Below are 22313 nucleotides of genomic sequence, written 5' to 3'. Positions count from 1 at the left end.
CCTGTCAGACAGCCTGATAGCCCGATAGCTGGGCGGGACTACTACTCGACCCTCAGCGCTGCGATCCCGAAATACACCCACCGCGCAGAGTGATGCTTGCGCGAAGAGACACGAGGAATTGATCAAGTGCTCGAAACGCGAACAGAACACGATCTGCTCGGCGATCGCGAGGTTCCAGCCGATTCGTACTGGGGTATCCACACCTTGCGCGCAATGGAGAACTTCCCGATCACTGGTCGAACAATCGCCACGAACCCGCATCTGATCCGCGGCATCGCTTACGTCAAGTGGGCCGCAGCCAGCGCAAACGAAAAGCTGGGCATCCTCGACCGCCCGCGCGCGGAGGCCATCTCACAGGCATGCAAGGAGATCGTGGACGGGCGGTGGCACGAACAGTTCGTGGTGGACGTCATCCAGGGTGGCGCCGGCACGTCGACGAACATGAATGCGAACGAGGTCATCGCCAATCGCGCGTTGGAAATCCTCGGCCACCAGCGCGGCGACTACGAACGGCTTCACCCCAATGAACACGTGAACCTGAGCCAATCGACCAACGACGTCTACCCCACGGCCGTGAATATCTCGACGATCTTCGCGATCGATGACCTGCTGGATGCACTTCTTACACTCCAGAACGCATTCACGACCAAATCTCTTCAGTTCGCCGACACAGTGAAGATGGGACGCACCCAACTGCAGGACGCCGTGCCGATGACCCTGGGTCAGGAGTTCGGGACCTACGCGGTCATGATCGAGGAGGATCGGGCGCGTCTGGCTGAGGCCGCTCTTCTCGTTCACGAGATCAACCTCGGTGCGACTGCTATCGGCACTGGCCTCAACGCACCCGCCGGCTACGCCGAGGTGGCCTGTTCCGACCTGGGCGCACTGACCGGACTGCCGCTGGTGTTGGCAACGGATCTTGTCGAAGCGACCCAGGACGTGGGCCAGTTCGTCCACCTCTCCGGCGTCCTCAAGCGGGTCGCTGTGAAGTTGTCCAAGGTGTGCAACGATCTCCGGCTGCTCTCTTCGGGCCCGCGAGCCGGATTGAACGAGATCAATCTTCCACCGGTGCAGGCAGGTTCGTCGATCATGCCGGGCAAGGTCAATCCTGTCATTCCCGAAGTCCTCAATCAGGTCGCGTACGAAGTCATCGGCAACGACGTGACGATCACGATGGCTGCGGAATCCGGTCAGCTCCAACTCAACGCTTTCGAGCCGATCATCGTGCACTCACTGTCCGAAGGAATGCGACACCTCGGTGCGGCTTGCCGCATTTTGGCGGACCGGTGCGTACTCGGCATCACGGCTAACACTGAACTGCTGCGCGCCCGAGTCGAAGACTCCATCGGCCTCGTCACCGCGCTCAACCCCTACATCGGATATACCGCGTCCACTCGGATCGCCCAGGAGGCGTTGATTTCCGGGCGTCGCGTCGCCGATCTCGTAATCGAAGCCGGCCTGCTCGACCGCGAGGAACTCGATCGGTTGCTCAGCCCCGAACATCTCGCCAATCTCCGCGTTTCGGGGGAGAAGCCTCATGCCACCGCTGTTGCGGAGGAGGTTTGATGACCGTCGAACGGGAAGAGACAGGCCGCGCCGAAGTTGCCACTGAGGAGGATCTCGGATATCAGAAGGCGCTCGGCCCCAGACAAATTCAGATGATCGCGATCGGTGGCGCGATCGGAACCGGCCTTTTCATGGGGGCGGGAGGGCGACTACAACAGGCGGGCCCGGCCTTGGTTCTCGTGTACGCGCTGTGCGGATTCTTCGCGTTCCTGATCCTGAGGGCGCTCGGCGAACTGGTGATGCACCGACCGACTTCCGGATCCTTCGTTTCCTACGCACGCGAATTCTTCGGCGAAAAGATGGCTTTCGCTGCGGGCTGGTTGTACTGGATGAACTGGGCAATGACTGCCGTGGTCGACGTCACGGCTGTGGCGTTGTACATGAACTTCTTCAAAAAGTACTGGGCGCCACTGGGACACATCGATCAGTGGATGTTCGCTCTGATCGCGGTGTTGCTGGTTCTCGGACTGAATCTCGTGTCCGTGAAAGTCTTCGGAGAGTTGGAGTTCTGGTTCGCGTTGATCAAGGTCGTGGCCTTGACCGCATTCCTCGGGTTCGGTGTCTATTTCGTACTCTTCGGCACGCCCATCGAAGGGCATTCCTCCGGATTCAGCCTGATCGCCGACAACGGTGGGCTGTTCCCCAACGGAATACTGCCGGCAGTCGTGGTGATTCAGGGCGTCGTGTTCGCCTACGCTTCAATTGAACTCGTGGGGACCACGGCTGGAGAGACCGAAAATCCCCGGAAGGTGATACCCAAGGCGATCAACACAGTGATCATTCGGATCCTCGTCTTCTACGTGGGGTCGGTCCTGCTGCTCTCACTGTTGCTCCCGTACACCGAATACCACGCCGGTGAAAGTCCATTCGTCACATTCTTCGGTTCGATCAACATCCAAGGCGCAGATGCGATCATGAATCTGGTCGTTCTCACGGCGGCGTTGTCTTCCCTCAATGCCGGATTGTATTCGACCGGACGAATACTCCATTCGATGGCGACGGCCGGTTCGGCGCCTGCCTTCGCTGCCAGAATGAACAAAGCCGGAGTGCCGTACGGGGGAATCGCACTCACCGGCGTGGTCATCCTGTTCGGCGTCGGGCTCAATGCTGTTGTCCCAGCGCAGGCCTTCGAAATAGTCCTCAATCTTGCGGCACTTGGCATCATCAGTGCATGGGCGGTAATTGTGCTGTGCCAGTTGAGGCTCTGGCAACTTGCGAAACAAGGCAAAGTCACTCGCCCTTCCTTCCGCATATTCGGCGCACCGTACACCGGGATCGCGACACTGGTCTTTCTTGCGGTCGTTATCGTGTTGATGGCATTCGACAACCCCGTTGGAACGTGGACCGTCGGATCCATCGCGATCATCGCACCGCTCTTGATGATTGGTTGGTACGCCGCCAGGAATCGTATTCGCGAGTTGGCCATCCACCACCCCGCAGCTTGACGTGAAAGGACCACAGTGTCGAAAGTCGCAGTTGTCACTACCGGTGGCACCATCGCCAGCACCCGGGATGCGCATGGAATCAGCCGGCCCGCAATCACCGGTGCAGATCTGGTCGGCAACGAGCAGACCGACATCGAGCTTCGAGTCGTCGACGTGATGTCGAAGGACAGCTCGAGCATGACCTTCGCGGACATGGATCGTGTTCGCGACGCCGTAGCCGATCAATTGAAAGATCCCGGACTCGACTCGGTGGTCGTGCTTCACGGCACCGACACGATGGAGGAAACTGCGTTCTTGTTGGACCTGCACCACGACGACCAACGCCCGGTGGTCTTCACCGGCGCGCAGCGCACTTTCGACCATCCCGAATCCGACGCTCGTTCGAATCTCGCCGCGGCGATCTCAGCCGGACTGGACATCTCGTCACACGGGCGTGGTGTCCTCATCGCCTTCGGCGGTTCGGTCCATCCAGCCGCAGGTACGCGAAAGTCCGATACGACGGCACTCGATGCCTTCCGCCGCGTGCACATCGATCCGCTCCTGCTGCGTAATCCCGAACCATTGCCGTGGCATCCGATTTCGGACACCCGCGTCGACATCATCGCCGTGTATCCCGGGGCAGACCGCGTACAAATCGACGCCTGCGTGCACGCCGGGGCGCAGGGACTTGTTCTCGACGGACTCGGTTCGGGAAATGCCAATCCGACGATAGTCGAGGCCGTACGAGACTGCGTAGGCGCTCACATTCCGGTAGCCGTGACAACTCGGGTGCCCTCGGGGCCAATCTCCCCGGTTTACGGTGGCGGTGGTGGCGGGCACGACTTGATCGCCGCAGGCGCTGTATTTTCCACCGATCTTCGAGCCGGGCAGGCACGTGTACTTCTGGCAGCCTTGTTGTCAGATCCGGATCTCGTGGGCCTGGAAAAGGTATTCGACCGCTATTCGAGGTTTGCTCGCACCCCGCCGTTCGGGCGGTAGAACTGGCGACACCATTCATTGTTCGAAATTCACTACACTAAATCAGGGACTTTGGTCCGAATTTTCGACTTGGACGCTTATTTGGTGTCCGAATTGGGTAGTTTCACATCATCTAACTCGTTCAAAATTTCGATCCAGCGGTCACGTCCAGTGCAGCCAGTCGAACAGGAGTCGGATGAGCAGCCCATTTCGTGATGCCGCTGCAGTAACGCTCGACGCGGCTCACCGCGTCGGGCAAGCGCACGTGCCAGGCGCCGCACTCAACGGTCGTTTTCACCCGCCAACTGCCGTGAAAGGACTGGTCGCGCGTCCGCGCCTGCACCGCAAACTCACCGCATCCACTGCCACCAAAGGCTCAGGCCCCGGGCCTGTCGGGTTGCTCTCGGCTCCGGCCGGTGCGGGGAAGACCCTACTTCTGGCCGATTGGGCTCGCGAATATTCTCGAGCCTCCCCTGATGTTGCGCTGGCCTGGCTGACGTTGGCCGAGCGCGACAACAACGTGTCGATACTGTGTGAATCCCTCGCCGAGGCGATCGCGACCTCCGTCGATGCGGCCGGCCAGAGGCTCCCCGTGCAGACCGGATCCAGGCCGCCCGTCGAGCAGTGGCTCGCGCACTTTGCGGAAACCCTCGAAACGCACGAGCGCCGAACAACGTTGATCCTCGACGACGTTCACACCCTCCACGATCCGATGTCGATCGGTCTCCTCGATCGGATACTCACACAGACCCCGGGCAACCTGTCGATTATCGTTGCCGCCCGCTACGAACCACCGCTCACCTGGCATCGTCTGGCTCTCGACGGCCGACTCACCCGCTTTGCATCCACCGATCTCGCTTTCGATCGCTCCGAGATCACCGCGATATTCGGCGAGTACGACATCACGCTGCGCGACGACGAACTCGCAATCGTCGAGAACTTCACCAAGGGGTGGGGCGCCGTCGTTCGGCTGACCGCCGCGTTTCTGGCCGGCCGCAGTGACATCGGCGATGCACTGAACGAGTTCACGCACACACCCCGCCCGATCGCCGACTTTCTCGTCGACGAGGTACTGACGTCCTTGCCCGAACATGTCACCTCGTTCATGTTGCGAACATCGGTAGTCGATTCTTTCTCCGCCCAACTGGCGGAAACTCTGACGGACTCGAACGCTCTATCCGAGATCGACTCGCTGATTCAGTTCAACTTCCCCGTGACCCGTACCGATTCCGCCGACCACACAACTTGGTTCAGCTATCACCCTCTCTTGCGCGAGCACCTTCGGGCAGAGTTCCGTCGCGTCGATCACGTCGAGAGAAACCGCGTACACCTGCGAGCAGCAAGCTGGTTCGAAAGCAATCACTTCGAACTCGAGGCGCTCGAACTCGAGGTGTCGATCGGAGACCCACACCGCATTCTCGCGTTTCTCGAACGCTGCGGGCTGGGCCTCGTACTCGACGGGCACTGCGGGGACGTCGTGCGAGTCCTGGAATCGGTGTCGACGCAGGTTTCGGAATCCCCGATCACCCGACTGGTGCTGGCGGCGGCCGCCCTCCACTCCGGTGACGTGACCTCGGCGACCACGTGCCTCGATCTTCTCGAGGCAACTCATCCACCGATTGCAGAAGATCCATTGTTCCTGGCGATGAGCCTGGAAATCTCCTGCGTTACGGCGACTTCCGACAACGAGCCGCTGGCGGCACGTCTGGAGCGGCGCCAGAAAAGCACCCACTCCGACATCGAAGCCTACGCACACATGGAATTGGCGACGGCACACTTACTGCGACGTGAGTTCGACAGGGCGACTGTCGAATACACTCAAGCCGTCGCACTCGGGACAATACGGGGCAGGGCGCGATTCGTCTTGAAGTCGCTGACCGGACTGGGCTACGTAGCTTCTCTCAGCGGAGACATCGGGGCGATGAGGGCTCACTCCGTCTACGCTCTCGACTACGCGGTCGAACATCGCATCACGACGACTGCGGAGTACGAGTTGTCCGCGTCGGTGGCCGCCTTTGCCACATATCTCTGCGCTTCGAGCGAACTCCCGTACCGCATCCCGACAATCGGAAACTACCGGAGCACAGACGTTCTCGGCGCCAGCGCGCCGGTGTTCGGGTGGCACTCCGTCGTAACCTTCGGCCTTCACAGTCTCGACGGCTCGACCGACCGACGCTCGACCGCCGCCGATGTCCGCGACGCGATGCTCAGCGCGATCGAATTACGTACCTTCGCGTTCGCGACCTTGGCTCTTCTACCACCCGTCGTCCACGCATGCCTTTCCGTCGGCGAGGTGGAATGGGCAGCGAGACTCGTGCGTGACGCAGCCGATCAATTCGGAGAAACGTCGGAGATACATCTCGCACGGGGTGCCGTCGCCTTCTCGTCCAACAAGTTCGCGGAAGCACTCGTCGAAGTTTCCGAAGCTCTCGGGTCCTCCGAAATCCCGTTGCTCGCACATCACGTCTACGCCTGGACACTCGAAGCCGGGATCCACGCTGCAACAGGTCACGAGCGCAAGTCGTTTCGCTCCCTCCACAAAGCGCTGCGCGCCGCGGAAGCCGGTAGCCTGCTACGCCCCTTCCTCGACTACGGCGCATCCCTGCGGCCGGTGTTCGACGAGTTCAGTGGACATTTCGGCGATCAGGAAGCATTTGCCGAACAGGTACGTAGCCGCATTCGCCCACAAGAATTGGTGAGTGCACCGATCCTCACGCCAGGCGAATACACCGTGCTCCGTGAACTGGCTTCCGGAGACACCACCGAGTCCATTGCCGACACGCTGTTCCTTTCCGTCAACACCATCAAGACGCATCTTCGCGGGATCTATCGCAAGTTGGAAGTGAGCAACCGACGCGACGCGCTCAAGGCTGCGCGACGCGGCGGACTCATCTGAGCAAGACTGCTTCCATGCCCCCGAAGCTGTATTCCGATACGCGCGATCGATTGACCGTGTGGGCGAGACGTACACCCAGTCGACGGTTGGCGACTGATGCAACCATCGGGGTCTTCGAAGTCGGGCTCGTGGACAGCGCCATGACTTTGGCGGCCCAGGCCTTTACGTCATTGCTCCCGGTCATGATTGCAGCGTCGACCTTGGAGAAGCTGAAGCCGTTGGCTGATGCCGCCAAAGACGACCTCGGCGTCCAACTCCCCGACACCGTATTGACCAGTACCTCTACCGCGGCAGCATTCGGGATTGTCGGCTTGCTCATGCTGCTGATCAGTTCCACGTCCTACGCTCGCGCTCTCGGCCGGATGTACGGACGGATCTGGAGCGTGCCGACGGCGACACTCCGTCAGGCGTGGCGGTGGTTCGCGGTAGTGTGCGTCGTGGCCGCGTCGGTGGTCGGTGCGGCCCTGTGCCGTGAACTGAATGGTGTTCCGGGAGTGGGCAGAGTCCTGGAATTCACAGCGGTCTACGTCGTGTGGGCACTCGTGTGGACAGCCGTGCCCATGCTGCTGACGGCCAATCGCATGACCACTCGAATGTGCGTCGGGTCAGGATTGCTCACCGCGACGGGCCTGACCGGACTGCACGTGGCCGGCACTCTTTTCCTCCCCCGAATGACAAAGACGTCGCAGGACGAGTTCGGTCTTCTGGGCGTGATGTTCACCGTCATCGGCTGGCTGTTCATCTTCTCGGCCATCGTGGTTGTCGCGTCGTCGATCGTCGGATCAGTGGCCAAAGATTCCGGTCCCCTGGGAATCTGGCTACGGACATCACGCTGAGGTGTTGTCTCGACCTGCAAGCGCTTTCGAGACGGTCGGATAGACGTCGACCTTCAGCGCGCCCTGGTCGGCACCGGACAGAACGTCGCGGAACTGCCCGATGTCGCGTGCCACTCGGAAGCTCACATTTCTGCGTGCCAACGAATCTCGAAGCTGAGCCAACATCTGCGCAGCGCTGACGTCGATGAACGGTGACGTCTCGGCGTCGAGAACGACCATGGTGGTGCCGGCGGTCACCAGACCGGTGATCTGATCACGCACGTGATCGGCATTGGCGAAGAACATCCCCGCTTCGACCCTGACCACTACGACGCCGTCGAGTGTTTTCAGATCAGGATGCCCACTGATGTCGACCCAGCGCGTGCCGTCCTTGGCCAGAGCGGCCACGTGCGGTTTGGAGACCCGATACAGGAGCAGCAACATCGAGACGGCGATTCCGATGATCAGACCGGGCAACGTGTCGAAGAGGAGAACCCCGAACATCGCCGCGATCGCCGCCGCGAAATCGGCCCGGGCAGCGTGCCCGTAGATACTGCCCAACCTCTTCGTCCACACCCGGTACAGCGCTGCGAGAGAGGAGAAATCGACCAGTTCGATCACTGCTGCGATGACCACAGCCGAGAGCGTCGCCTCTGGCAACTTCTCGAACAGGCCGGTGAGAAACAGCAGTGTCACCAGCGTCAGCGCCGCGACCACCAGTCCGCTGACCTGAGATTTGGCGCCCGCTCCTCCGTTGACAGCGGTCTTCGACAGGCTGCCGTTGACCACCATTCCCGAGCAGAGACCCGATCCGAGATTGGCCGCACCCAGTCCTGCCAGTTCACGATTGGCGTCGATGGTGTAGCCGGCCTTGGCCGCGTATGTCTTTGCAGCGCCAAGACCTTCGGCGAAACCGATGAGCAGAACGCCGACCGCAGGTCCGAGAAGGTCGAGGTAGTCCTCGGCTCCCACACCACTCGGCAGACCCATCGACGGCAGGCCCGAGTCGATGTGTCCGACAATGTCGATGCCACGATCGTCGAGGCCGAACAACGCTACTGTGGTAATGCCCAGCAGCACGACGAGGAGCGAACCCGGTACGAGCGGAAGCCATCGCTTGACGCCCAGGACCATTGCCAGGCTGAGCAATCCGATGATCACGGTCGGTAGGTCGACCTCACCCAGTTCCTTCACCACTGTCCACGTCTGGACGAAGAAGTTTCCCTCCCCCTTGTCCACGCCCAGGAGTTTGGGTACTTGACCGATGATGATCGTGAGCGCCAGACCGACGATGAATCCCTTGAGAACCGGCTCGGAGATGAAGGACGCGATGAATCCGAGGCGCATGAATCCTGCGAGCAATCCGACGAGCCCGGTCACGATCGCCAATGCCGCCGACAGCGCGATGAATCGGCCGTCGTTTCCTGAAGCCAATGGCGCAATCATCGCCGCGGACAACGCTGCGGTCGCCGACATCGGCCCGACGATCAGATGGCGCGAACTGCCGGCTGCTGCATACAGAATCAATGACGGAACCGCAGCATAAAGCCCGACCACCGGCGGAACTCCGGCGATGGTGGCGTACGCGAGCGCTTCCGGAACAAGGACAGCCCACACCGTAAGGCCCGCAATGATGTCGGGGCGAAGCCAAGCGCGTTGATAGTCGGACAACGATCCGAAGACCCACCAGGTCCGCGTGTGCGGAGCACTCATAGTCCTTGCACCCCTTTACTGATCTGCATCGCCGCGATCAGGACGAGGAGCCCGACGTTCAGCAAGTGCGTGTTGGTGGCTATCCAGGTGCGGATCTTCAGCAGCGGTTCGGTTGCCTCGTCCTTCTTGATCAGCAGGAGGGCAACAGGTACCGCGACCGAGGTCACGGACACCAACGAGAAGATCACGGCCGAGACGATCTGCGACGTCGGTGCCACGGTGCTGAGACGAAGGTTCATCGCTGCTGCGATGGCACACGACATGTCGATGGGGTTGAGAACGAACAGCGCGAAACCGAGCCCACCGGATCGCATTGGTTGGAAGTGCTCAACCGATTGCAGCATCTTCGGCAGCTGAGGGGCCGCAGCCACAACGTCGCCAGGGGCAACTGCAGCCGCCATCGCCTGAACCCCGCGACGACTGCGTGAGTAGACGAACCAGGCACCCGCCAGCAGAGTTGCCCCGAGAACGAGATGGATGATGGGCACCCACAGCGGAGGGTGTGTGCGCTGATGAACCTGGAGTGCGGTCAAGATGACGTACGAACCGGCCAGCGCGACAACTATTCCGAGATACCACCCGATCAGGTACGCAATGCTGTTGATACGCGCTCGTTCGGAAAACAGTACGGCCACAACGGCGACAACCGCCAGCGGGCTCATGATGATCCCGAGCGCCAGCGGGATCTGTTGCAGTAGCAGCGATCCCATAACTACCTCCAGTTGTCAGAGACCGCCGATGCCCTTGCCGATGAGAACAACACCGATAACCAGGATCAACACACTCATCACCGTGGCGTTGTTTTCCTGCAACCACACCTTCAGCTTGGCCAGCGGACCACGCAGTCGCTCCGCGGCAACGAGGTAGCCGATCACGGGCACGCACACTGTGCAGGCCGCGATGATCGTGAAAACCAGAATGGCGACAACAACTTCTCCGGAACCCAATGACGCGGATCCGATCGAGATTCCGGCCGCGATACACATCATCAGATTCTTCGGATTGATCGCAGCCAGAGCGAAGCCCAAGCCGAGGCCTTTGACAGCGGTCATGTCATCGATGGCGTGCATCCACTTCGGGGTTTCGTGCTCGCCTCCGCGTCCGCGCCATTGCTTGACTCCGAACGCAAGAAGCAATACACCCAACGCCAGCTTGATCCACGACACTGTCGCTGACGGATCACCTTCGGAGTCACCGAGCTTGCTGGACAGAAGCACGAAGATCACGGTGGCGACGACGATTCCCAGTATCCAGCCCAGCGCGAACCCGACGCTCGTGCTGCCGGCACGCTTGGACAACAACATCAAGATTGCCGCGATGATCGGGATCGGCGATACCGCAACGCCGACCGCGAGGGGTAACAGATCCCCGATGACAGATCCCATGCCGACCTCTTCTCTCTCCCGGTCGACACTAGGGGTGGCGACTCTACGGAGCCTCACACAAAAGGGATGAACGGACCCGCGACGACATTCACCCGTAGGGGATGACGCCCCGAGCGCGTACGGGAGTAAGACTGAATCCCACGGATGCGGAGTCCTGGATCGGGCAGCGACGCCGATTACACTTGACGACATGCGATTTCGAGGCTTGGAGCGCTGCCTTCTCGAACCTCATGGCCCTACGAAATGGAGCGGATACTGATGAATGCTCCCACTCGGTATCAATTCCTCATCGACGGCGAAGTGTCGGACCGCGTCAAGGCCGCATTTCCTGAACTCAGTGTCGCCAGTGCCGCCGGCGGGTTCACCAGTTTGTACGGACCCGTCGCGGACCACACGGCTATGCGGAGCATCATGGCCCGTCTCGATTCCCTCGGCCTGACCGTCGCCGAAATGCGTCGACTCCCAGACTGATCCGAGCCACACCCTGTCGAAATGTCCCACGCACGAGCGACGGTCCCGACCGAGTCGACTCGGTCGGGACCAACTGCTCTCGGGTTGTTCGGTGCCTAGACTCTGTCCCTGTCCCAGGTCGCGACCGCCCAGATCACAACGACATCGAGCGCGATGACCAGGATCGACCACAGTGGGTAATACGGCATCCACAAGAAGTTGGCGATGATCGAGAGCGACGCAATGACGATTGCCGCCGCCCTGGCCCACACTGCACCGGTGAAGAGGCCGAGGGCCACCACGATCCCGATGATGCCCAAGATGATGTGGATCCAACCCCACGTCGTGATGTCGAACTTGTACGTGTAGTTGATACCCACGACAAACAGATTGTTGTCGGCAACGGCCGCGATGCCCTGAAGCAGAGCGACAATGCCTGCGGTGAGCAGCAGAATTGCTGCTGCAAACGTCGTACCTACCGCGAAACCCTGCCGGACAGGGTGATTCGCGGGTTCCCGCGGTGGAGCAGTCATCAGCGTTCCTTTCGACAGAATGCACTTCCCTTACTCAGTCTCGAGGGGCTGGAAGGCGAAAACATCACCCGTCGCGGATGAACCGCAGGTCACCGACCCGTACCCGTTTGCCGGGATCGCAAACCAATGTTGGCAGACTGGCACTGTGCAACACACCGTAGTCGTGATCACCGATATCTATGCTCCACCGGCGGTGATCTTCGATCTCGAGCTCGACATGGACGAACACTCGGCCTCGCTCCGCGCAACAGATGAGGTGGCAGTCACGAGTACGGGTAGATCGACGCTGGGAGAGGGCGACGAGGTGTCGTTCACTGCTCGGCATCTCGGGTGGAGATTCTCGATGACAAGCCGGATCACGCAGTACAACCGTCCGTACTCGTTCACAGACGAGCAGGTCCGCGGCCCGTTTGCCGCAATGCGGCACGAGCACGTCTTCGACGTTCAGCCGGGTGGGTGGACGCGGATGCATGACCGCTTCACGGCTACGGCCCCCTTCGGAGTGCTCGGACACCTGGCACTGAGGTTGGCTGTCGGCCCGTATCTGCGGCGCCTTCTCGAGCAACGCGCCGCGCACATCAAGGGCCGCGCAGAAGTCGGCACGCCTTTCATCGAGTGAACACCCGCTCTGACGCACCGCAGGGGGTGCTCACTCGACAAAACCTGTGTTCACTCAGCAGCAGTCGCACTCGTCACCGCTCTCGGGCGCAGCCACAACCGGGCAGCACGGATCACCCTTCCACGCGTTGATGCCTTCTTTCACCGCGATGACGGCGATGACCAGTGCCGCAATCGGATCCGCCCACGACCAGCCGAGCAGCGAGTTGAGCAGCAAACCGACCAACAAGACAGCAGAGAGGTAAGTGCAGAGCAGCGTCTGCTTCGAATCCGCGACCGCCGACAGCGAACCCAACTCCCGACCGGCTCGGCGTTGCGCATAGGACAGGGCCGGCATGATCGCCAAACTCACCGCAGCCAAGAGTATTCCGACGCTCGTGTGCTGAGCTTCCCCCAGACCGAACAGCGACCGAATCGCGTCGAACGAGACGTACGCAGCGAGCCCGAAGAACGAGAATGCGATCACTCGCAGTGCCGCCTTCTCACGGCTCGTCGGATCCGGCGCCGAGAACTGCCAGGCAACAGCTGCCGCCGAGGACACTTCGATCACCGAATCGAGGCCGAAACCGAACAGTGCTGCGGACGACACTCGTGTGCCCTCCGCCAGCGCGATGATCGCTTCGACGACGTTGTAGCTGATCGTGATCGCCACGAAGATGCGAATTCTTCTCGACAAGAGCGCACGCCGGTCAGTCGAGAGCCCGACACCGTCAACGGGCGCAACCATCAGCAGCACCCCTCTGATTCGCTGTCCGGGCAGTACGACGGATCCACCGCGAGTACGACCCCGAGTAGGTCGTCGAGGGCCCGACCGATATGTACATCGGCGAGTTCGTATCTGGTCCGGCGCCCTTCCGGGACGGCCACCACCAAGCCACAACCGCGCAGGCACGCCAGATGGTTGGACAGCTTCTGCCTGGTCACAGCCAGCGTTTCAGCGAGGTCGGACGGATACCGCGGTGCGGTCTTCAGTTCGAGCAGTATCCGTGTCCGAGTCTCGTCGGACAGTGCATGCCCGAACCTCGCAAGCACCGCCACGTTGGTCACCACATCTACGCCCTCGATATCCATACGTGCGACAGTACATCGAAAACTGGATTCAGAAAACGATGAACTCCGATGGTTCAAGATCCCACCATCGGGTAACGCAAGCGTGAAGCCACCCAACCAAGCGAACACCGGGAGCCCACATCCGATGAACCGTACAAAAGTCGACGACCACGTAGCGCTGGCCGAACTACCGACAACCGGAAGCATCTTCCAGGCCTCGTGGCCGGTGCGTACGGGTGACATCCACACCGACAAACAACTGCGCCTCGACGCGATCGCGCGCTACCTCCAAGACGCGGGCTTCGATAATCTCGTCGACCGCGGCGCCATGGATACACACCCGCTGTGGATGGTACGAAGAACGGTGATCGATGTACTCGAACCGGTCGTCTGGCCGGATCGAGTTCACCTGCAGCGCTGGTGTTCAGGCCTGTCGAACAAGTGGTGTTCGATGCGAGTTCGCATCAGATCCGATGGCGGCGGGTTGATCGAAACCGAGGCGTTCTGGATCAACATCGACCCGAAGACGGGAATGCCGGCATCCATCAGTGAGAAGTTCACCGCCGCCCTGGCATCGACGGCCGTGGACCAGCATCTTCACTGGCGTCGGTGGATCGACCCGACCCCGGACACGACGCCGTCAGCGGATACGCCGTTCCCGTTGCGCTCGAGCGATTTCGACCCCTTCGATCACGTGAACAACGCAATCTACTGGCAGCCCGTGGAAGATGCGCTGCCCGACAGATTACGAAGCGGGCCCTTTCGCGCGATCCTCGAGTACACCCAGCCCATCAAGAGAGGTGAGCAGGTGAGCGTGCGAACCGGCACGAACACGCTGCACATCGACGCAGGCGACGAGGCACGTGCGTCGGCGCGGTGGTTCGCCTTGTCTCCGAAGAGCAACGATCAGGGGTGAAGTTTTCCGAATCCCACGACGGCAGAGTCGGATTGCCAGTCCAGATCATGAACCCGCACCTTGCCGAACTCGTTGCCGCCAACCGTGACCGCAGAGTTGCCGTCCACTGCCACAACGATGTTGGTGTGCTGACCGACCCATCTCGAACTGTCGTAGATCACCACATCACCCACATTCGGGGTGTACCCGCTGCCGTTCTCGGCGTACGCGCCGATCCCTTGGTAATACTCCTGCAAGGTGTACACCCCCGGGATGCGCCAACTTCCGGAGTTCGGGTTGGACAACGGTCGACCCGCTTCCCTCATGATCCAGCTGACAAAGTCGGCGCACCACTCTTCGTCGATGCCGTCGGAATAGAAGGTGCCCGGACGGTCCTGCTCATGCTCGGATTGCAGTAGCTCGAGCACCCGACCTTGATCCGACGTGAGCGCACTCGCGTCCACCGCCGGGAACTCAGCCGTGTCCCAGGGCAGGTACCGCGATGGTGCGACCGCGACGACCACCACTCCAACCACGATCACGACGCCGAGCACCCCGGCGATCCAGAGCACGATGCGGCGTCGGCGGTTCGATTCGGCAGGACTCACCCTTACGAGTGTGCCAGCCTGCCGCGGACCGAATCGTCAACCACCCCGATGACCTGGCAATTCTCACCAAATTCACACGAATGTGCCACCAAACTATTGCGGTGGCACCAAAGTGGTGCCATAGTGATGCCATGGACTTGACACCGTACGTAGACAACCTTCGCCACGAACTCGCGGTGGCGGCCGAAGCAGGCGGAGAAGACGCAAAGGCACTCGCCGATCGTTTGACCGCACCGCTGGAATCAGCAGTGCGACTCACCCTTCTCGACGCATTGTCTGCGGCAGCCGCCGAGATCACGCGTGACCTCGCCCCGGGTTCGGTGGACCTGCGTCTGCGGGGACGCGAACCCGAATTCGTGGTGGCACCAGCCATCAGTGAACCGGTTCCAGCCCCCGTCGAAGAGGACCCGACTCCGGCACCGCGCCCCGTCACGGAGTCCGACGACGCCTCGATGACTCGAATCAACTTGCGGCTGGGGCAAGACCTCAAAGACCGGATCGAGGCGGCGGCCCGGGAAGCCGGTATCTCCGTCAACGCGTGGCTGGTTCGCTCGGCTGCAACGGCTCTGGAAGGCGGCGCGAACAGAAGCACTCCGAGACAGCGCACGTCCCAAGGTTCCGAAAGCTTCAGCGGCTGGGTGCACTGACACCGGCTTCATCTTTCGCACCACCCTCTTTCATCAACCGAGACAACCTCATCGGGAGTATCACCATGCCTACATTCAGCACACCTGACCCCATCACCTTGAACTTCGACGTGGCAGTCGCACACATCCGGATCACGGCGAGCAGCCGCAACGACACTGTCGTGGAAGTGTTGCCCAGCAACTCGTCTCGCGAGGTCGACGTTCGAGTCGCCGAACAAACACGCGTCGAATTCGCAGGTGGCCGGCTGCAGATCAAGACTCCGAAACAGCGCGGCCTCGGCATCTTCGGGAAGACAGGATCTGTGGACATCTCCGTTCAGCTTCCCTCCGGCTCGGAACTCGAAGGCACTGCCGCAGTTGCCAGCCTCCGTAGCGAAGGCACTCTCGGACGATCACGGGTGAAGGTTTCCGCGGGCGATTGCACACTGGAAACCACCGGGCCGCTCAACGTCAGCACCGGGGCCGGCGCGATCATCGTCGAGCACGTGGCCGGTGACATCGACACGAGCACCGGGTCCGGAAGCATCCGCATCGGCCGCGTCGACGGCAACGCGGAGGTCAAGAACTCCAACGGCGACATCAACATCGGCACGATCACCGGCGCACTGAAGGCGAAGACCGCCAACGGCAGTGTCGCCGTCGAGCACGCCGAATCCGACGCGAGCGCCGCAACCGCCAACGGCGACATCCGTTTCGAGACCATCGAGAGTGGAGTCGTATCCGCCAAGACGGCCGCCGGGCGAATCCATATCGGCGTTCGATCCGGAACCGCCGCACGATTCGACGCTCATACGTCCTTCGGCCGCGTCGACAACCAGATGAATGCCACGCACGGTCCGGCTTCCACTGAACGCCGGGTAGACGTCCGGGCACACACCAGTTACGGCGACATCGTCATTCGACGTTCGGAGCCCCGAGAAGAATCCAACAAGAAGATCTAGCGAAAGGAACGCTGATGTCCCGTAAACCAGCCATCACCGCGACGGGCCTGAAGAAGGCCTACGACGACAAGACGGTACTGGACGGAATCGACATCTCCGTCGACCGCGGAACCGTCTTTGCGCTCCTCGGCCCCAACGGCGCCGGCAAGACCACCATCGTGGAAATTCTCTCGACCCTCGTTCCGGCAGACGGCGGCAACATCCGCATCGCCGGGTACAACCCTTCCGACGATCCCGACGCGGTGCGTTCGCGCATCGGCGTCACCGGGCAGTTCTCAGCGGTCGACGACTATCTGTCCGGTGAGGAAAACCTTCTCCTCATGGCCGACCTGCACCATCTCGGCAAGGACGAACGTCGTACTCGCACTGAAGAACTCCTGAAGAAGTTCGATCTGATCGACTCCGCGGACAAGCTGGCGTCGACCTACTCGGGCGGCATGCGTCGACGGCTCGACCTGGCAATGACGTTGATCGGGCGGCCGGAGATCATCTTCCTGGACGAACCCACCACCGGTCTCGACCCCCGGAGTCGACGCACCATGTGGCAGATCATCCGGGAGTTGGTCGAGGGCGGTGTCACCATCTTCCTCACGACCCAGTACCTCGAGGAAGCTGATCAACTGGCCGACCACATCGCCGTCCTCGATCAGGGACGGATCGTCGCCCAAGGTACGGCAGCGGAACTCAAACGGCACATCCCCGGCGGCCACATTCGTCTTCACTTCTTCGACCGAGATCAGCTCGATTCTGCTGCAGCTGTTTTCGACGAATCATCACGTGACGATGCCGCCTATGTCCTCCAGGTCCCCAGCGACGGGGGTGTCCGCTCGCTGCGCTCTCTTCTCGACCAACTCGACGCTCACTCGATCGACGTCAAGGAACTCTCCGTGCACACACCCGACCTGGACGACGTGTTCCTGACTCTGACCGCCACCGAAAGGACCGACGCGCGATGACCACCATGACGCTTGCCTATCAGGACTCGAAAACCATGCTGCGTCGCAGTATTCGACACATCCTTCGATATCCGTCGATGACGGTGATGCTCGTCGGAATGCCAGTCGTTTTCCTACTGCTGTTCGTCTACGTGCTCGGCGGAACGCTCGGGAACGGCCTCGGCCCCGGCGGTGGCGGTCGAGCCGAGTACGTCAATTACGTTGCACCGGCGATCATTCTGATGACCGTGGCATCAGCGGCACAAGGTACTGCCATCTCCGTCGCAACCGATATGACCGCCGGGATCATTGCACGATTCCGAACGATGGCGATCACGCGCACGTCCGTCCTGACCGGTCACGTTCTCGGCAGCCTCCTTCAGACGATCGTGAGCCTCGTTGTCGTCATCGCCGTAGCGATAGCCGTCGGCTTCCGGCCCACTGCAGGCTTCGTGGAGTGGGCCGCGACGTTTGCACTCCTCGTCCTGGTCTCCATCGCCATGATCTGGTTGTCGGTCGCCTTCGGCCTCGTCAGCAAGAGTGTCGAGACGGCCAGCAACCTTCCAATGGTGTTGATCCTCTTGCCGTTCCTGGGAAGCGGCTTTGTCCCCACCGACTCGATGCCGACCGTGTTGCGATGGTTCGCCGAGTATCAGCCGTTCACTCCGATCATCGAGACTCTTCGAGGACTTCTTCTCGGCGAAGCCATCGGAAACAACGCGATACTCGCGATCGGATGGTGCGTCGCAATCACCTTCCTCTCCTACCTCTGGGCACGGAGTTTGTTCAACCGACGCCCGGTGCGCTGACCTCGAAACACACGATCTTCGAGAACAGGTACGGTGTCGCTGTCGTCGAGTTCCGAGGCGATGGCGACGTCGTGTGGAAACCCCATGGCGATCAACTCACGTCCTGAGGCACAGTCCCGCAGGCGGTCCTCGTACGAATCCGCCACCGCCGCCCACGCATCCGCCGCCATCCGAGCCTCGGGCGATACGTGGCCGTCCCAACCAGCAGCGGTCAGCGCCGTGACAACCGCACCGGCACCCCACAGATCCTCCACCGCCGGGCGCAACTCTCCACCGGGCCACTTCTCCCCGGATGCGACTATCGCAACCCGCGATCTCGAACCATGTTCGTGCACAATCCAATCCGCGACGGCATAAGCGTTCCTCAACGAAGCGCCGACACACACCGCAACCTCGGACGCCAACGCAAACGCGATAGTCGACCCGTTCGGCGACGGCAGCACCAGCCGACTCGGCACCTCGGCTTCGCGAATCGTCTTGGGAGACAGACTGATCTGACCCTCCGCGGCTACGCTCCGCCTCACCGCCAGGACCGCATCGGCATCACGCGCGTAATCGACCGCGCGCTCGTCGTTCCAGGAAAAGGGAAGTACGTCGATTCCCGCGTCGGCGGCAACGCTCAGCGTCGTCGTGAACGAGAGAACGTCTACCACCACTGCCACATCGACGCCGGCAGCAATCGCTTCGGCGCCGCGCAACCCCCAGTCGAATCGAAGTCCGTAATCGAGTTGGCGATGCTCCGGATTCATCGCACCAGCATCTCAGAAACGAATCAGCTTGTCCGGCACGCGCAAGTCATCGTGCTCGTACAGTGCTCGCACGGCAACGGGATCGTCGGCGGCGCACACCGCGGCGACATCGTCCAACAGTAGGTCGTAGTCGGCGCCTGTCTTTCCGTCGTAGGCGTCCGTCATACGACCCCACTCGTCCCACGGCAGAGTTTCGACCTTGTTCATCGCGGCAAGATCCTTCACAGCGTTGCCGCGGATCTCGGCCGGCCCCCAGTTCTCGGTGCCGTACACCCCGAACTGGGATGCGTCGATCTCGCCGCGTCGATACGCCAGCCACGCCTCACCACCACTGAGGAATTCTCCCGGCTGCAGATCATGGGCGTGAGGAAGGACGTTCTGTCCGAGGATCTCGGAATCGATGCGGATCCACCGCTTGCCCGCGTCGTCCCAGTACTCGGTGATCCAGTGGTCCACGCCCTGTCCCGGTTGAAAGTAGGTGGCAAAACCACAACGGACCCGGGCGGCAAAACCGCGGTAGCGCAGAAACGCACAACTCGAAACTGCAAAGTGCCGACAGGTTCCGACGACCCGCTTGTCCGGTTCACGGGCGGAGGTCACCGGTGCCGGATCGAGCGCAAGCAGGCGTTGGAGCAGAACGCTTACCGGCCGGATCTGGTTTTCGTCGAATCGGTCGGCAGGCAGATTCAGCGACTGAGCATCGGTGGGTTGGACCACCAGGTACGGCACTACCCGGCATATTTTCACGGGGTCGGTGGAGAGCGACTCGAGGGCGAGCATGTCCACCCCGTCGATGCGGGTAAACGGTCCTGCTGATGTGTAGTCGAGAACCGCCGTCATGGGCGGAGGTTAACAAACACTGCCGACACAGCAACTCCACTATGGTTAGGGTCCCATAACCATGAAACCCGAGGTTGCCGTGAACCCTATGTTGAGCCGCCGTGCCATGCTGTCCGTCACCTTCGCAACAGCAGCAGGTTTCGCCCTTGCTGCCTGCGGCGACAGCGCGAAGGACGAATCCACTCCCGGCACCGAAGGTGCTCACGCCGAGGCCAACGCCTTCCCGGTGACGATCGACCACAAGTTCGGCTCCACCACCATCGAGCAGGCACCCAGCCGCATCGCAGCGGTCGGTATCGGCGACGCAGACGTTTTGCTTTCCCTCGGGCTGACGCCCGTCCTGGTCCCGGTGTGGAAGGGATCGACCGACGACGGAATCGGCGTCTGGGCCGACTCTGCAGTCCAGGGCGCGGAGCCGACGCCATTGGCCAACGCCACCACCGATTTCGACATCGAAACGATCGTGGCGGCAGCGCCTGACTTGATCATCGCCGTCAACAACGCGATCGACGAGGATCTGTACAAGCAGCTCAGCGCCATCGCGCCGACGGTGCTGCACGCCGCCGATCAGACGGATTGGGTTCTGCCCTGGCAGGAAGTCACGACCCGTATCGGCACCGCTGTGGGCGTTCCCGCGCAGGCAAAGCAGGAGGTCCAGGAAGTCGAAGACCTCATCGTTCGCACCCGCGCGGAGAACCCCCAGTTCGAAGGCAAGACAGCGGCTCTCGTCATTCGCTGGAGCGATGGAAATCTTCGAGCGTTCAGCCCCGAGGCTGCGCGCGCTCAGCTGCTCACGCAACTGGGGTTCACGGCGCCTGCCGCACTGAAGGACCGGTTCGCGGGCAAGCTGAACTACGAGATCTCCGCCGAGAACTACGACCTCCTCGAGTGCGACTACCTGCTCTTCGACAACTACGAGAAGGCTCGCGCCGAGATGGAGTCGCAGCCGGCGTTCACCAATCTGAACGTGGTCGAGACCGGAGGCCTGATCAGCTTGGACCCCATCGTCAGTGACGCGGTGTCCATGCCGAACCCGCTCACCATTCCGTTTGTGCTGGAAGATTTCGTCGCAAAGATCAATCAGACGATCGCGGGTCGATAACTTTCGTTCGGCCTGACCACACCCACAACACCACAGCCGACACGGCCACGCAGAGCGCAACGATCACCCATGGTGACGCCGGCGCTGCGTGGCCGTTGTCGACGAGGTCGTACACGAATCCGACTCCCACGGTTCCCAGGAGCGCGAGCAGACCGCCGATCGTGTTGAGCATGCCGAAGTGCGCTCCGAGGTTGCTTTCACGACCGAGGATCGCGATGGTGTCTCGCATCGGCGGCACCATCAACATCTGTCCCAGGTGCAGCAGCCCTATCCACACCGCCAGACCGACTATCTGCGTCGACGCCGAAGCTGCGGAGTCGACGCCGGTGACCAGCGGAACCAGGAACGACACCGAAATGAGCACAAGCCCGAAGGTGATCGCGCGCCGATGCCCGATGCGGTGGGCAACCGCGACCGTCGGTCCCTGCCCGACGATCACCAACACCGCCGCGCCCACGTAGAACCATCCCAGCGCCGACTGCGAACCGATTCCGCGCTCGAGCTGTTCCGGAAGCATCAGGTACAGCTGGCTGTACGCAACCAGCTGAAAACTGCACAGCGTCGCGAAGAGCAGAAAGTTGTTGTTGGTCAGGACACTTCGCCAGACGTCGCGCAGCGTATAGGTCGACACCGGGCCGTCGTGGGCATCGCCCGGTCGGGGGAACCAGATGAAGAACCCGACCCACATGATCGCGAAGAGCAACGCGGCGCTCGACGCCGTCCACGAGAACGGAAACATCAGGAGAGCAGCTCCCAGCGCCGGACCGATCACGGTTCCCAGGCGGCTGCACATCTGTTCCACTGCAAACAAATCGGTACGACGCATAACTCCGGCGGACTCGAGTTCGCGTCCGTATTCCGCGTTGGCCGACTCCACTGCGGGCGCGAAGAGCGCGGCAGCAAAGCCGACCAGGAGCACGCCGACGATCACGGCGCTCATGCTTTCTGCCAGACCGAGCATCAGAAATCCGACCACACGAACGGCTATGCCCAGCAGGATGATCGGACGCTTGCCGAACCTGTCGGCGAGGCTTCCACCGATAAAGAACATGCCCTGCTGACTGAACATCCGCAATCCGAGGACGAGGCCGACAATCCAGGCCGCAAATCCGAGGTCCTCCGAAAGGTGCACCGCCAGAAAGGGGACAACCAGATAGAACCCGATGTTGAACAGCACCATCGAGAGGAGGAGCAGCTTCACCACCGGCGGCAGGACACGAACCTTCGCGAAGGTCTTGTTACCGGGGAAACGCTCACTGAGTACCACGATCAGAAGACTATTGCCCGCACGGCGTTCTGTGGAAATCTGCCATTTTACAATTGGTTAACTGTCCGTTTAGGTAGCGATGGTAATCATCT

23 protein-coding genes are annotated in these 22313 nt (G+C 61.4%); 13 read left to right on the top strand and 10 right to left on the bottom strand.

Going from position 1 to position 22313, the window contains the following annotated elements:
* Positions 1-126 precede the first annotated feature (126 nt).
* The 5 genes from G4D79_RS07295 (at position 127) to G4D79_RS07275 (ending at position 7700) form a co-directional block, all read left to right on the top strand.
* The gene (locus G4D79_RS07295; protein WP_050655022.1) at positions 127-1566 is read left to right on the top strand and encodes an aspartate ammonia-lyase; all 1440 of its coding nucleotides are present in this window, start codon (positions 127-129) and stop codon (positions 1564-1566) included.
* Positions 1566-3011, top strand: coding sequence for an amino acid permease (locus G4D79_RS07290; RefSeq protein ID WP_007730398.1), 1446 nt, complete (start codon positions 1566-1568; stop codon positions 3009-3011). Before G4D79_RS07295 ends, G4D79_RS07290 begins: the two co-directional genes overlap by 1 nt.
* Before the next feature lie 15 nt (positions 3012-3026).
* On the top strand, positions 3027-3989 hold the full coding sequence (locus G4D79_RS07285) for an asparaginase (RefSeq protein ID WP_058226847.1): 963 nt from the start codon (positions 3027-3029) through the stop codon (positions 3987-3989).
* Positions 3990-4164: 175 nt separating this feature from the next.
* Positions 4165-6864 (top strand): LuxR C-terminal-related transcriptional regulator, encoded by a 2700-nt coding sequence (locus tag G4D79_RS07280; protein ID WP_054188265.1) that lies wholly within the window; start codon positions 4165-4167, stop codon positions 6862-6864.
* A gap of 14 nt (positions 6865-6878) precedes the next feature.
* The gene (locus tag G4D79_RS07275; RefSeq protein ID WP_003942972.1) at positions 6879-7700 is read left to right on the top strand and encodes a hypothetical protein; all 822 of its coding nucleotides are present in this window, start codon (positions 6879-6881) and stop codon (positions 7698-7700) included.
* On the opposite strand, the gene G4D79_RS07270 is transcribed toward G4D79_RS07275, so the two are convergent.
* The 3 genes from G4D79_RS07270 to G4D79_RS07260 are packed head-to-tail and all read right to left on the bottom strand — an operon-like array spanning position 7692 to position 10777.
* Positions 7692-9392 carry a SulP family inorganic anion transporter gene (locus G4D79_RS07270; RefSeq protein WP_099697177.1) on the bottom strand — a complete coding sequence of 567 codons (1701 nt, stop codon included), beginning with the start codon at positions 9390-9392 and terminating at the stop codon, positions 7692-7694. The genes G4D79_RS07275 and G4D79_RS07270 overlap by 9 nt on opposite strands.
* Positions 9389-10102, bottom strand: a complete 714-nt coding sequence (locus tag G4D79_RS07265) for a GAP family protein (protein ID WP_099697178.1) — start codon at positions 10100-10102, stop codon at positions 9389-9391. The genes G4D79_RS07270 and G4D79_RS07265 overlap by 4 nt, the downstream gene beginning before the upstream one ends.
* Positions 10103-10117: 15 nt before the next feature.
* Entirely contained in the window at positions 10118-10777 is a 660-nt protein-coding gene (locus G4D79_RS07260; protein ID WP_007730384.1) for a GAP family protein, read from the bottom strand.
* A 258-nt stretch (positions 10778-11035) separates the two neighbouring features.
* Between G4D79_RS07260 and G4D79_RS07255 the strand changes: the two genes are divergently transcribed.
* Positions 11036-11248, top strand: a complete 213-nt coding sequence (locus G4D79_RS07255) for a hypothetical protein (RefSeq protein ID WP_003943015.1) — start codon at positions 11036-11038, stop codon at positions 11246-11248.
* Positions 11249-11343: 95 nt separating this feature from the next.
* On the opposite strand, the gene G4D79_RS07250 is transcribed toward G4D79_RS07255, so the two are convergent.
* The gene (locus tag G4D79_RS07250) at positions 11344-11760 is read right to left on the bottom strand and encodes a hypothetical protein (protein WP_003943077.1); all 417 of its coding nucleotides are present in this window, start codon (positions 11758-11760) and stop codon (positions 11344-11346) included.
* Between the two features lie 145 nt (positions 11761-11905).
* On the opposite strand from G4D79_RS07250, the gene G4D79_RS07245 reads away from it, so the two are divergent.
* On the top strand, positions 11906-12379 hold the full coding sequence (locus tag G4D79_RS07245; protein ID WP_051720836.1) for an SRPBCC family protein: 474 nt from the start codon (positions 11906-11908) through the stop codon (positions 12377-12379).
* Positions 12380-12433: 54 nt separating this feature from the next.
* Here the strand turns inward: G4D79_RS07245 and G4D79_RS07240 are convergent, their stop codons facing one another.
* A complete protein-coding gene (locus G4D79_RS07240) occupies positions 12434-13105 on the bottom strand; it encodes a cation transporter (protein ID WP_214514230.1) in 672 nt (223 codons plus the stop codon).
* On the bottom strand, positions 13105-13449 hold the full coding sequence (locus tag G4D79_RS07235) for a helix-turn-helix transcriptional regulator (protein ID WP_007730375.1): 345 nt from the start codon (positions 13447-13449) through the stop codon (positions 13105-13107). The genes G4D79_RS07240 and G4D79_RS07235 overlap by 1 nt, the downstream gene beginning before the upstream one ends.
* A gap of 124 nt (positions 13450-13573) precedes the next feature.
* On the opposite strand from G4D79_RS07235, the gene G4D79_RS07230 reads away from it, so the two are divergent.
* Positions 13574-14344 (top strand): acyl-[acyl-carrier-protein] thioesterase, encoded by a 771-nt coding sequence (locus G4D79_RS07230; RefSeq protein ID WP_007730372.1) that lies wholly within the window; start codon positions 13574-13576, stop codon positions 14342-14344.
* Here the strand turns inward: G4D79_RS07230 and G4D79_RS07225 are convergent.
* Positions 14335-14931, bottom strand: coding sequence for a CHAP domain-containing protein (locus G4D79_RS07225; RefSeq protein WP_064075052.1), 597 nt, complete (start codon positions 14929-14931; stop codon positions 14335-14337). The two genes, G4D79_RS07230 and G4D79_RS07225, sit on opposite strands and share 10 nt — an antisense overlap.
* Positions 14932-15062: 131 nt before the next feature.
* Between G4D79_RS07225 and G4D79_RS07220 the strand changes: the two genes are divergently transcribed.
* The 4 genes from G4D79_RS07220 (at position 15063) to G4D79_RS07205 (ending at position 18263) form a co-directional block, all read left to right on the top strand.
* Positions 15063-15578, top strand: coding sequence for a toxin-antitoxin system HicB family antitoxin (locus G4D79_RS07220; RefSeq protein ID WP_007730367.1), 516 nt, complete (start codon positions 15063-15065; stop codon positions 15576-15578).
* A gap of 65 nt (positions 15579-15643) precedes the next feature.
* The gene (locus tag G4D79_RS07215) at positions 15644-16519 is read left to right on the top strand and encodes a DUF4097 family beta strand repeat-containing protein (protein WP_099697180.1); all 876 of its coding nucleotides are present in this window, start codon (positions 15644-15646) and stop codon (positions 16517-16519) included.
* Between the two features lie 14 nt (positions 16520-16533).
* The gene (locus G4D79_RS07210; RefSeq protein WP_007730361.1) at positions 16534-17475 is read left to right on the top strand and encodes a daunorubicin resistance protein DrrA family ABC transporter ATP-binding protein; all 942 of its coding nucleotides are present in this window, start codon (positions 16534-16536) and stop codon (positions 17473-17475) included.
* Positions 17472-18263: an ABC transporter permease gene (locus tag G4D79_RS07205; RefSeq protein WP_054780764.1), complete on the top strand. Its 792-nt coding sequence runs from the start codon at positions 17472-17474 to the stop codon at positions 18261-18263. The genes G4D79_RS07210 and G4D79_RS07205 overlap by 4 nt, the downstream gene beginning before the upstream one ends.
* Here the strand turns inward: G4D79_RS07205 and G4D79_RS07200 are convergent.
* Together G4D79_RS07200 and G4D79_RS07195 are read right to left on the bottom strand one after the other, a co-directional pair.
* A complete protein-coding gene (locus tag G4D79_RS07200; RefSeq protein ID WP_099697181.1) occupies positions 18218-19012 on the bottom strand; it encodes a 2-phosphosulfolactate phosphatase in 795 nt (264 codons plus the stop codon). The two genes, G4D79_RS07205 and G4D79_RS07200, sit on opposite strands and share 46 nt — an antisense overlap.
* Before the next feature lie 12 nt (positions 19013-19024).
* A complete protein-coding gene (locus tag G4D79_RS07195) occupies positions 19025-19852 on the bottom strand; it encodes a transglutaminase domain-containing protein (RefSeq protein ID WP_003943248.1) in 828 nt (275 codons plus the stop codon).
* An 88-nt stretch (positions 19853-19940) separates the two neighbouring features.
* On the opposite strand from G4D79_RS07195, the gene G4D79_RS07190 reads away from it, so the two are divergent.
* Positions 19941-20954: an ABC transporter substrate-binding protein gene (locus G4D79_RS07190; RefSeq protein WP_232508959.1), complete on the top strand. Its 1014-nt coding sequence runs from the start codon at positions 19941-19943 to the stop codon at positions 20952-20954.
* On the opposite strand, the gene G4D79_RS07185 is transcribed toward G4D79_RS07190, so the two are convergent.
* Entirely contained in the window at positions 20929-22221 is a 1293-nt protein-coding gene (locus G4D79_RS07185) for an MFS transporter (RefSeq protein ID WP_050655011.1), read from the bottom strand. The genes G4D79_RS07190 and G4D79_RS07185 overlap by 26 nt on opposite strands.
* Positions 22222-22313 lie beyond the last annotated feature (92 nt).

The sequence above is a fragment of the Rhodococcus sp. WY5 genome (assembly GCF_018588185.1).
Taxonomy (GTDB): Bacteria; Actinomycetota; Actinomycetes; order Mycobacteriales; family Mycobacteriaceae; genus Rhodococcus_F; species Rhodococcus_F qingshengii.
The sequence above is the reverse complement of the archived record's forward strand: the minus strand, read 5'-3'. Positions and strand labels throughout refer to the sequence as shown.

Bases quoted from the DNA above. Each gene is read 5' to 3' on its own strand.
- G4D79_RS07275 (WP_003942972.1), top strand. From the start codon at position 6,879: ATGCCCCCGAAGCTGTATTCCGATACGCGCGATCGATTGACCGTGTGG.
- G4D79_RS07205 (WP_054780764.1), top strand. From the start codon at position 17,472: ATGACCACCATGACGCTTGCCTATCAGGACTCGAAAACCATGCTGCGT.
- G4D79_RS07235 (WP_007730375.1), bottom strand. From the start codon at position 13,449: ATGGATATCGAGGGCGTAGATGTGGTGACCAACGTGGCGGTGCTTGCG.
- G4D79_RS07230 (WP_007730372.1), top strand. From the start codon at position 13,574: ATGAACCGTACAAAAGTCGACGACCACGTAGCGCTGGCCGAACTACCG.
- G4D79_RS07195 (WP_003943248.1), bottom strand. From the start codon at position 19,852: ATGACGGCGGTTCTCGACTACACATCAGCAGGACCGTTTACCCGCATC.
- G4D79_RS07255 (WP_003943015.1), top strand. From the start codon at position 11,036: ATGAATGCTCCCACTCGGTATCAATTCCTCATCGACGGCGAAGTGTCG.
- G4D79_RS07290 (WP_007730398.1), top strand. From the start codon at position 1,566: ATGACCGTCGAACGGGAAGAGACAGGCCGCGCCGAAGTTGCCACTGAG.
- G4D79_RS07220 (WP_007730367.1), top strand. From the start codon at position 15,063: ATGGACTTGACACCGTACGTAGACAACCTTCGCCACGAACTCGCGGTG.
- G4D79_RS07260 (WP_007730384.1), bottom strand. From the start codon at position 10,777: ATGGGATCTGTCATCGGGGATCTGTTACCCCTCGCGGTCGGCGTTGCG.
- G4D79_RS07190 (WP_232508959.1), top strand. From the start codon at position 19,941: ATGTTGAGCCGCCGTGCCATGCTGTCCGTCACCTTCGCAACAGCAGCA.
- G4D79_RS07270 (WP_099697177.1), bottom strand. From the start codon at position 9,392: ATGAGTGCTCCGCACACGCGGACCTGGTGGGTCTTCGGATCGTTGTCC.
- G4D79_RS07280 (WP_054188265.1), top strand. From the start codon at position 4,165: ATGAGCAGCCCATTTCGTGATGCCGCTGCAGTAACGCTCGACGCGGCT.
- G4D79_RS07240 (WP_214514230.1), bottom strand. From the start codon at position 13,105: ATGGTTGCGCCCGTTGACGGTGTCGGGCTCTCGACTGACCGGCGTGCG.
- G4D79_RS07250 (WP_003943077.1), bottom strand. From the start codon at position 11,760: ATGACTGCTCCACCGCGGGAACCCGCGAATCACCCTGTCCGGCAGGGT.
- G4D79_RS07200 (WP_099697181.1), bottom strand. From the start codon at position 19,012: ATGAATCCGGAGCATCGCCAACTCGATTACGGACTTCGATTCGACTGG.
- G4D79_RS07210 (WP_007730361.1), top strand. From the start codon at position 16,534: ATGTCCCGTAAACCAGCCATCACCGCGACGGGCCTGAAGAAGGCCTAC.
- G4D79_RS07215 (WP_099697180.1), top strand. From the start codon at position 15,644: ATGCCTACATTCAGCACACCTGACCCCATCACCTTGAACTTCGACGTG.
- G4D79_RS07265 (WP_099697178.1), bottom strand. From the start codon at position 10,102: ATGGGATCGCTGCTACTGCAACAGATCCCGCTGGCGCTCGGGATCATC.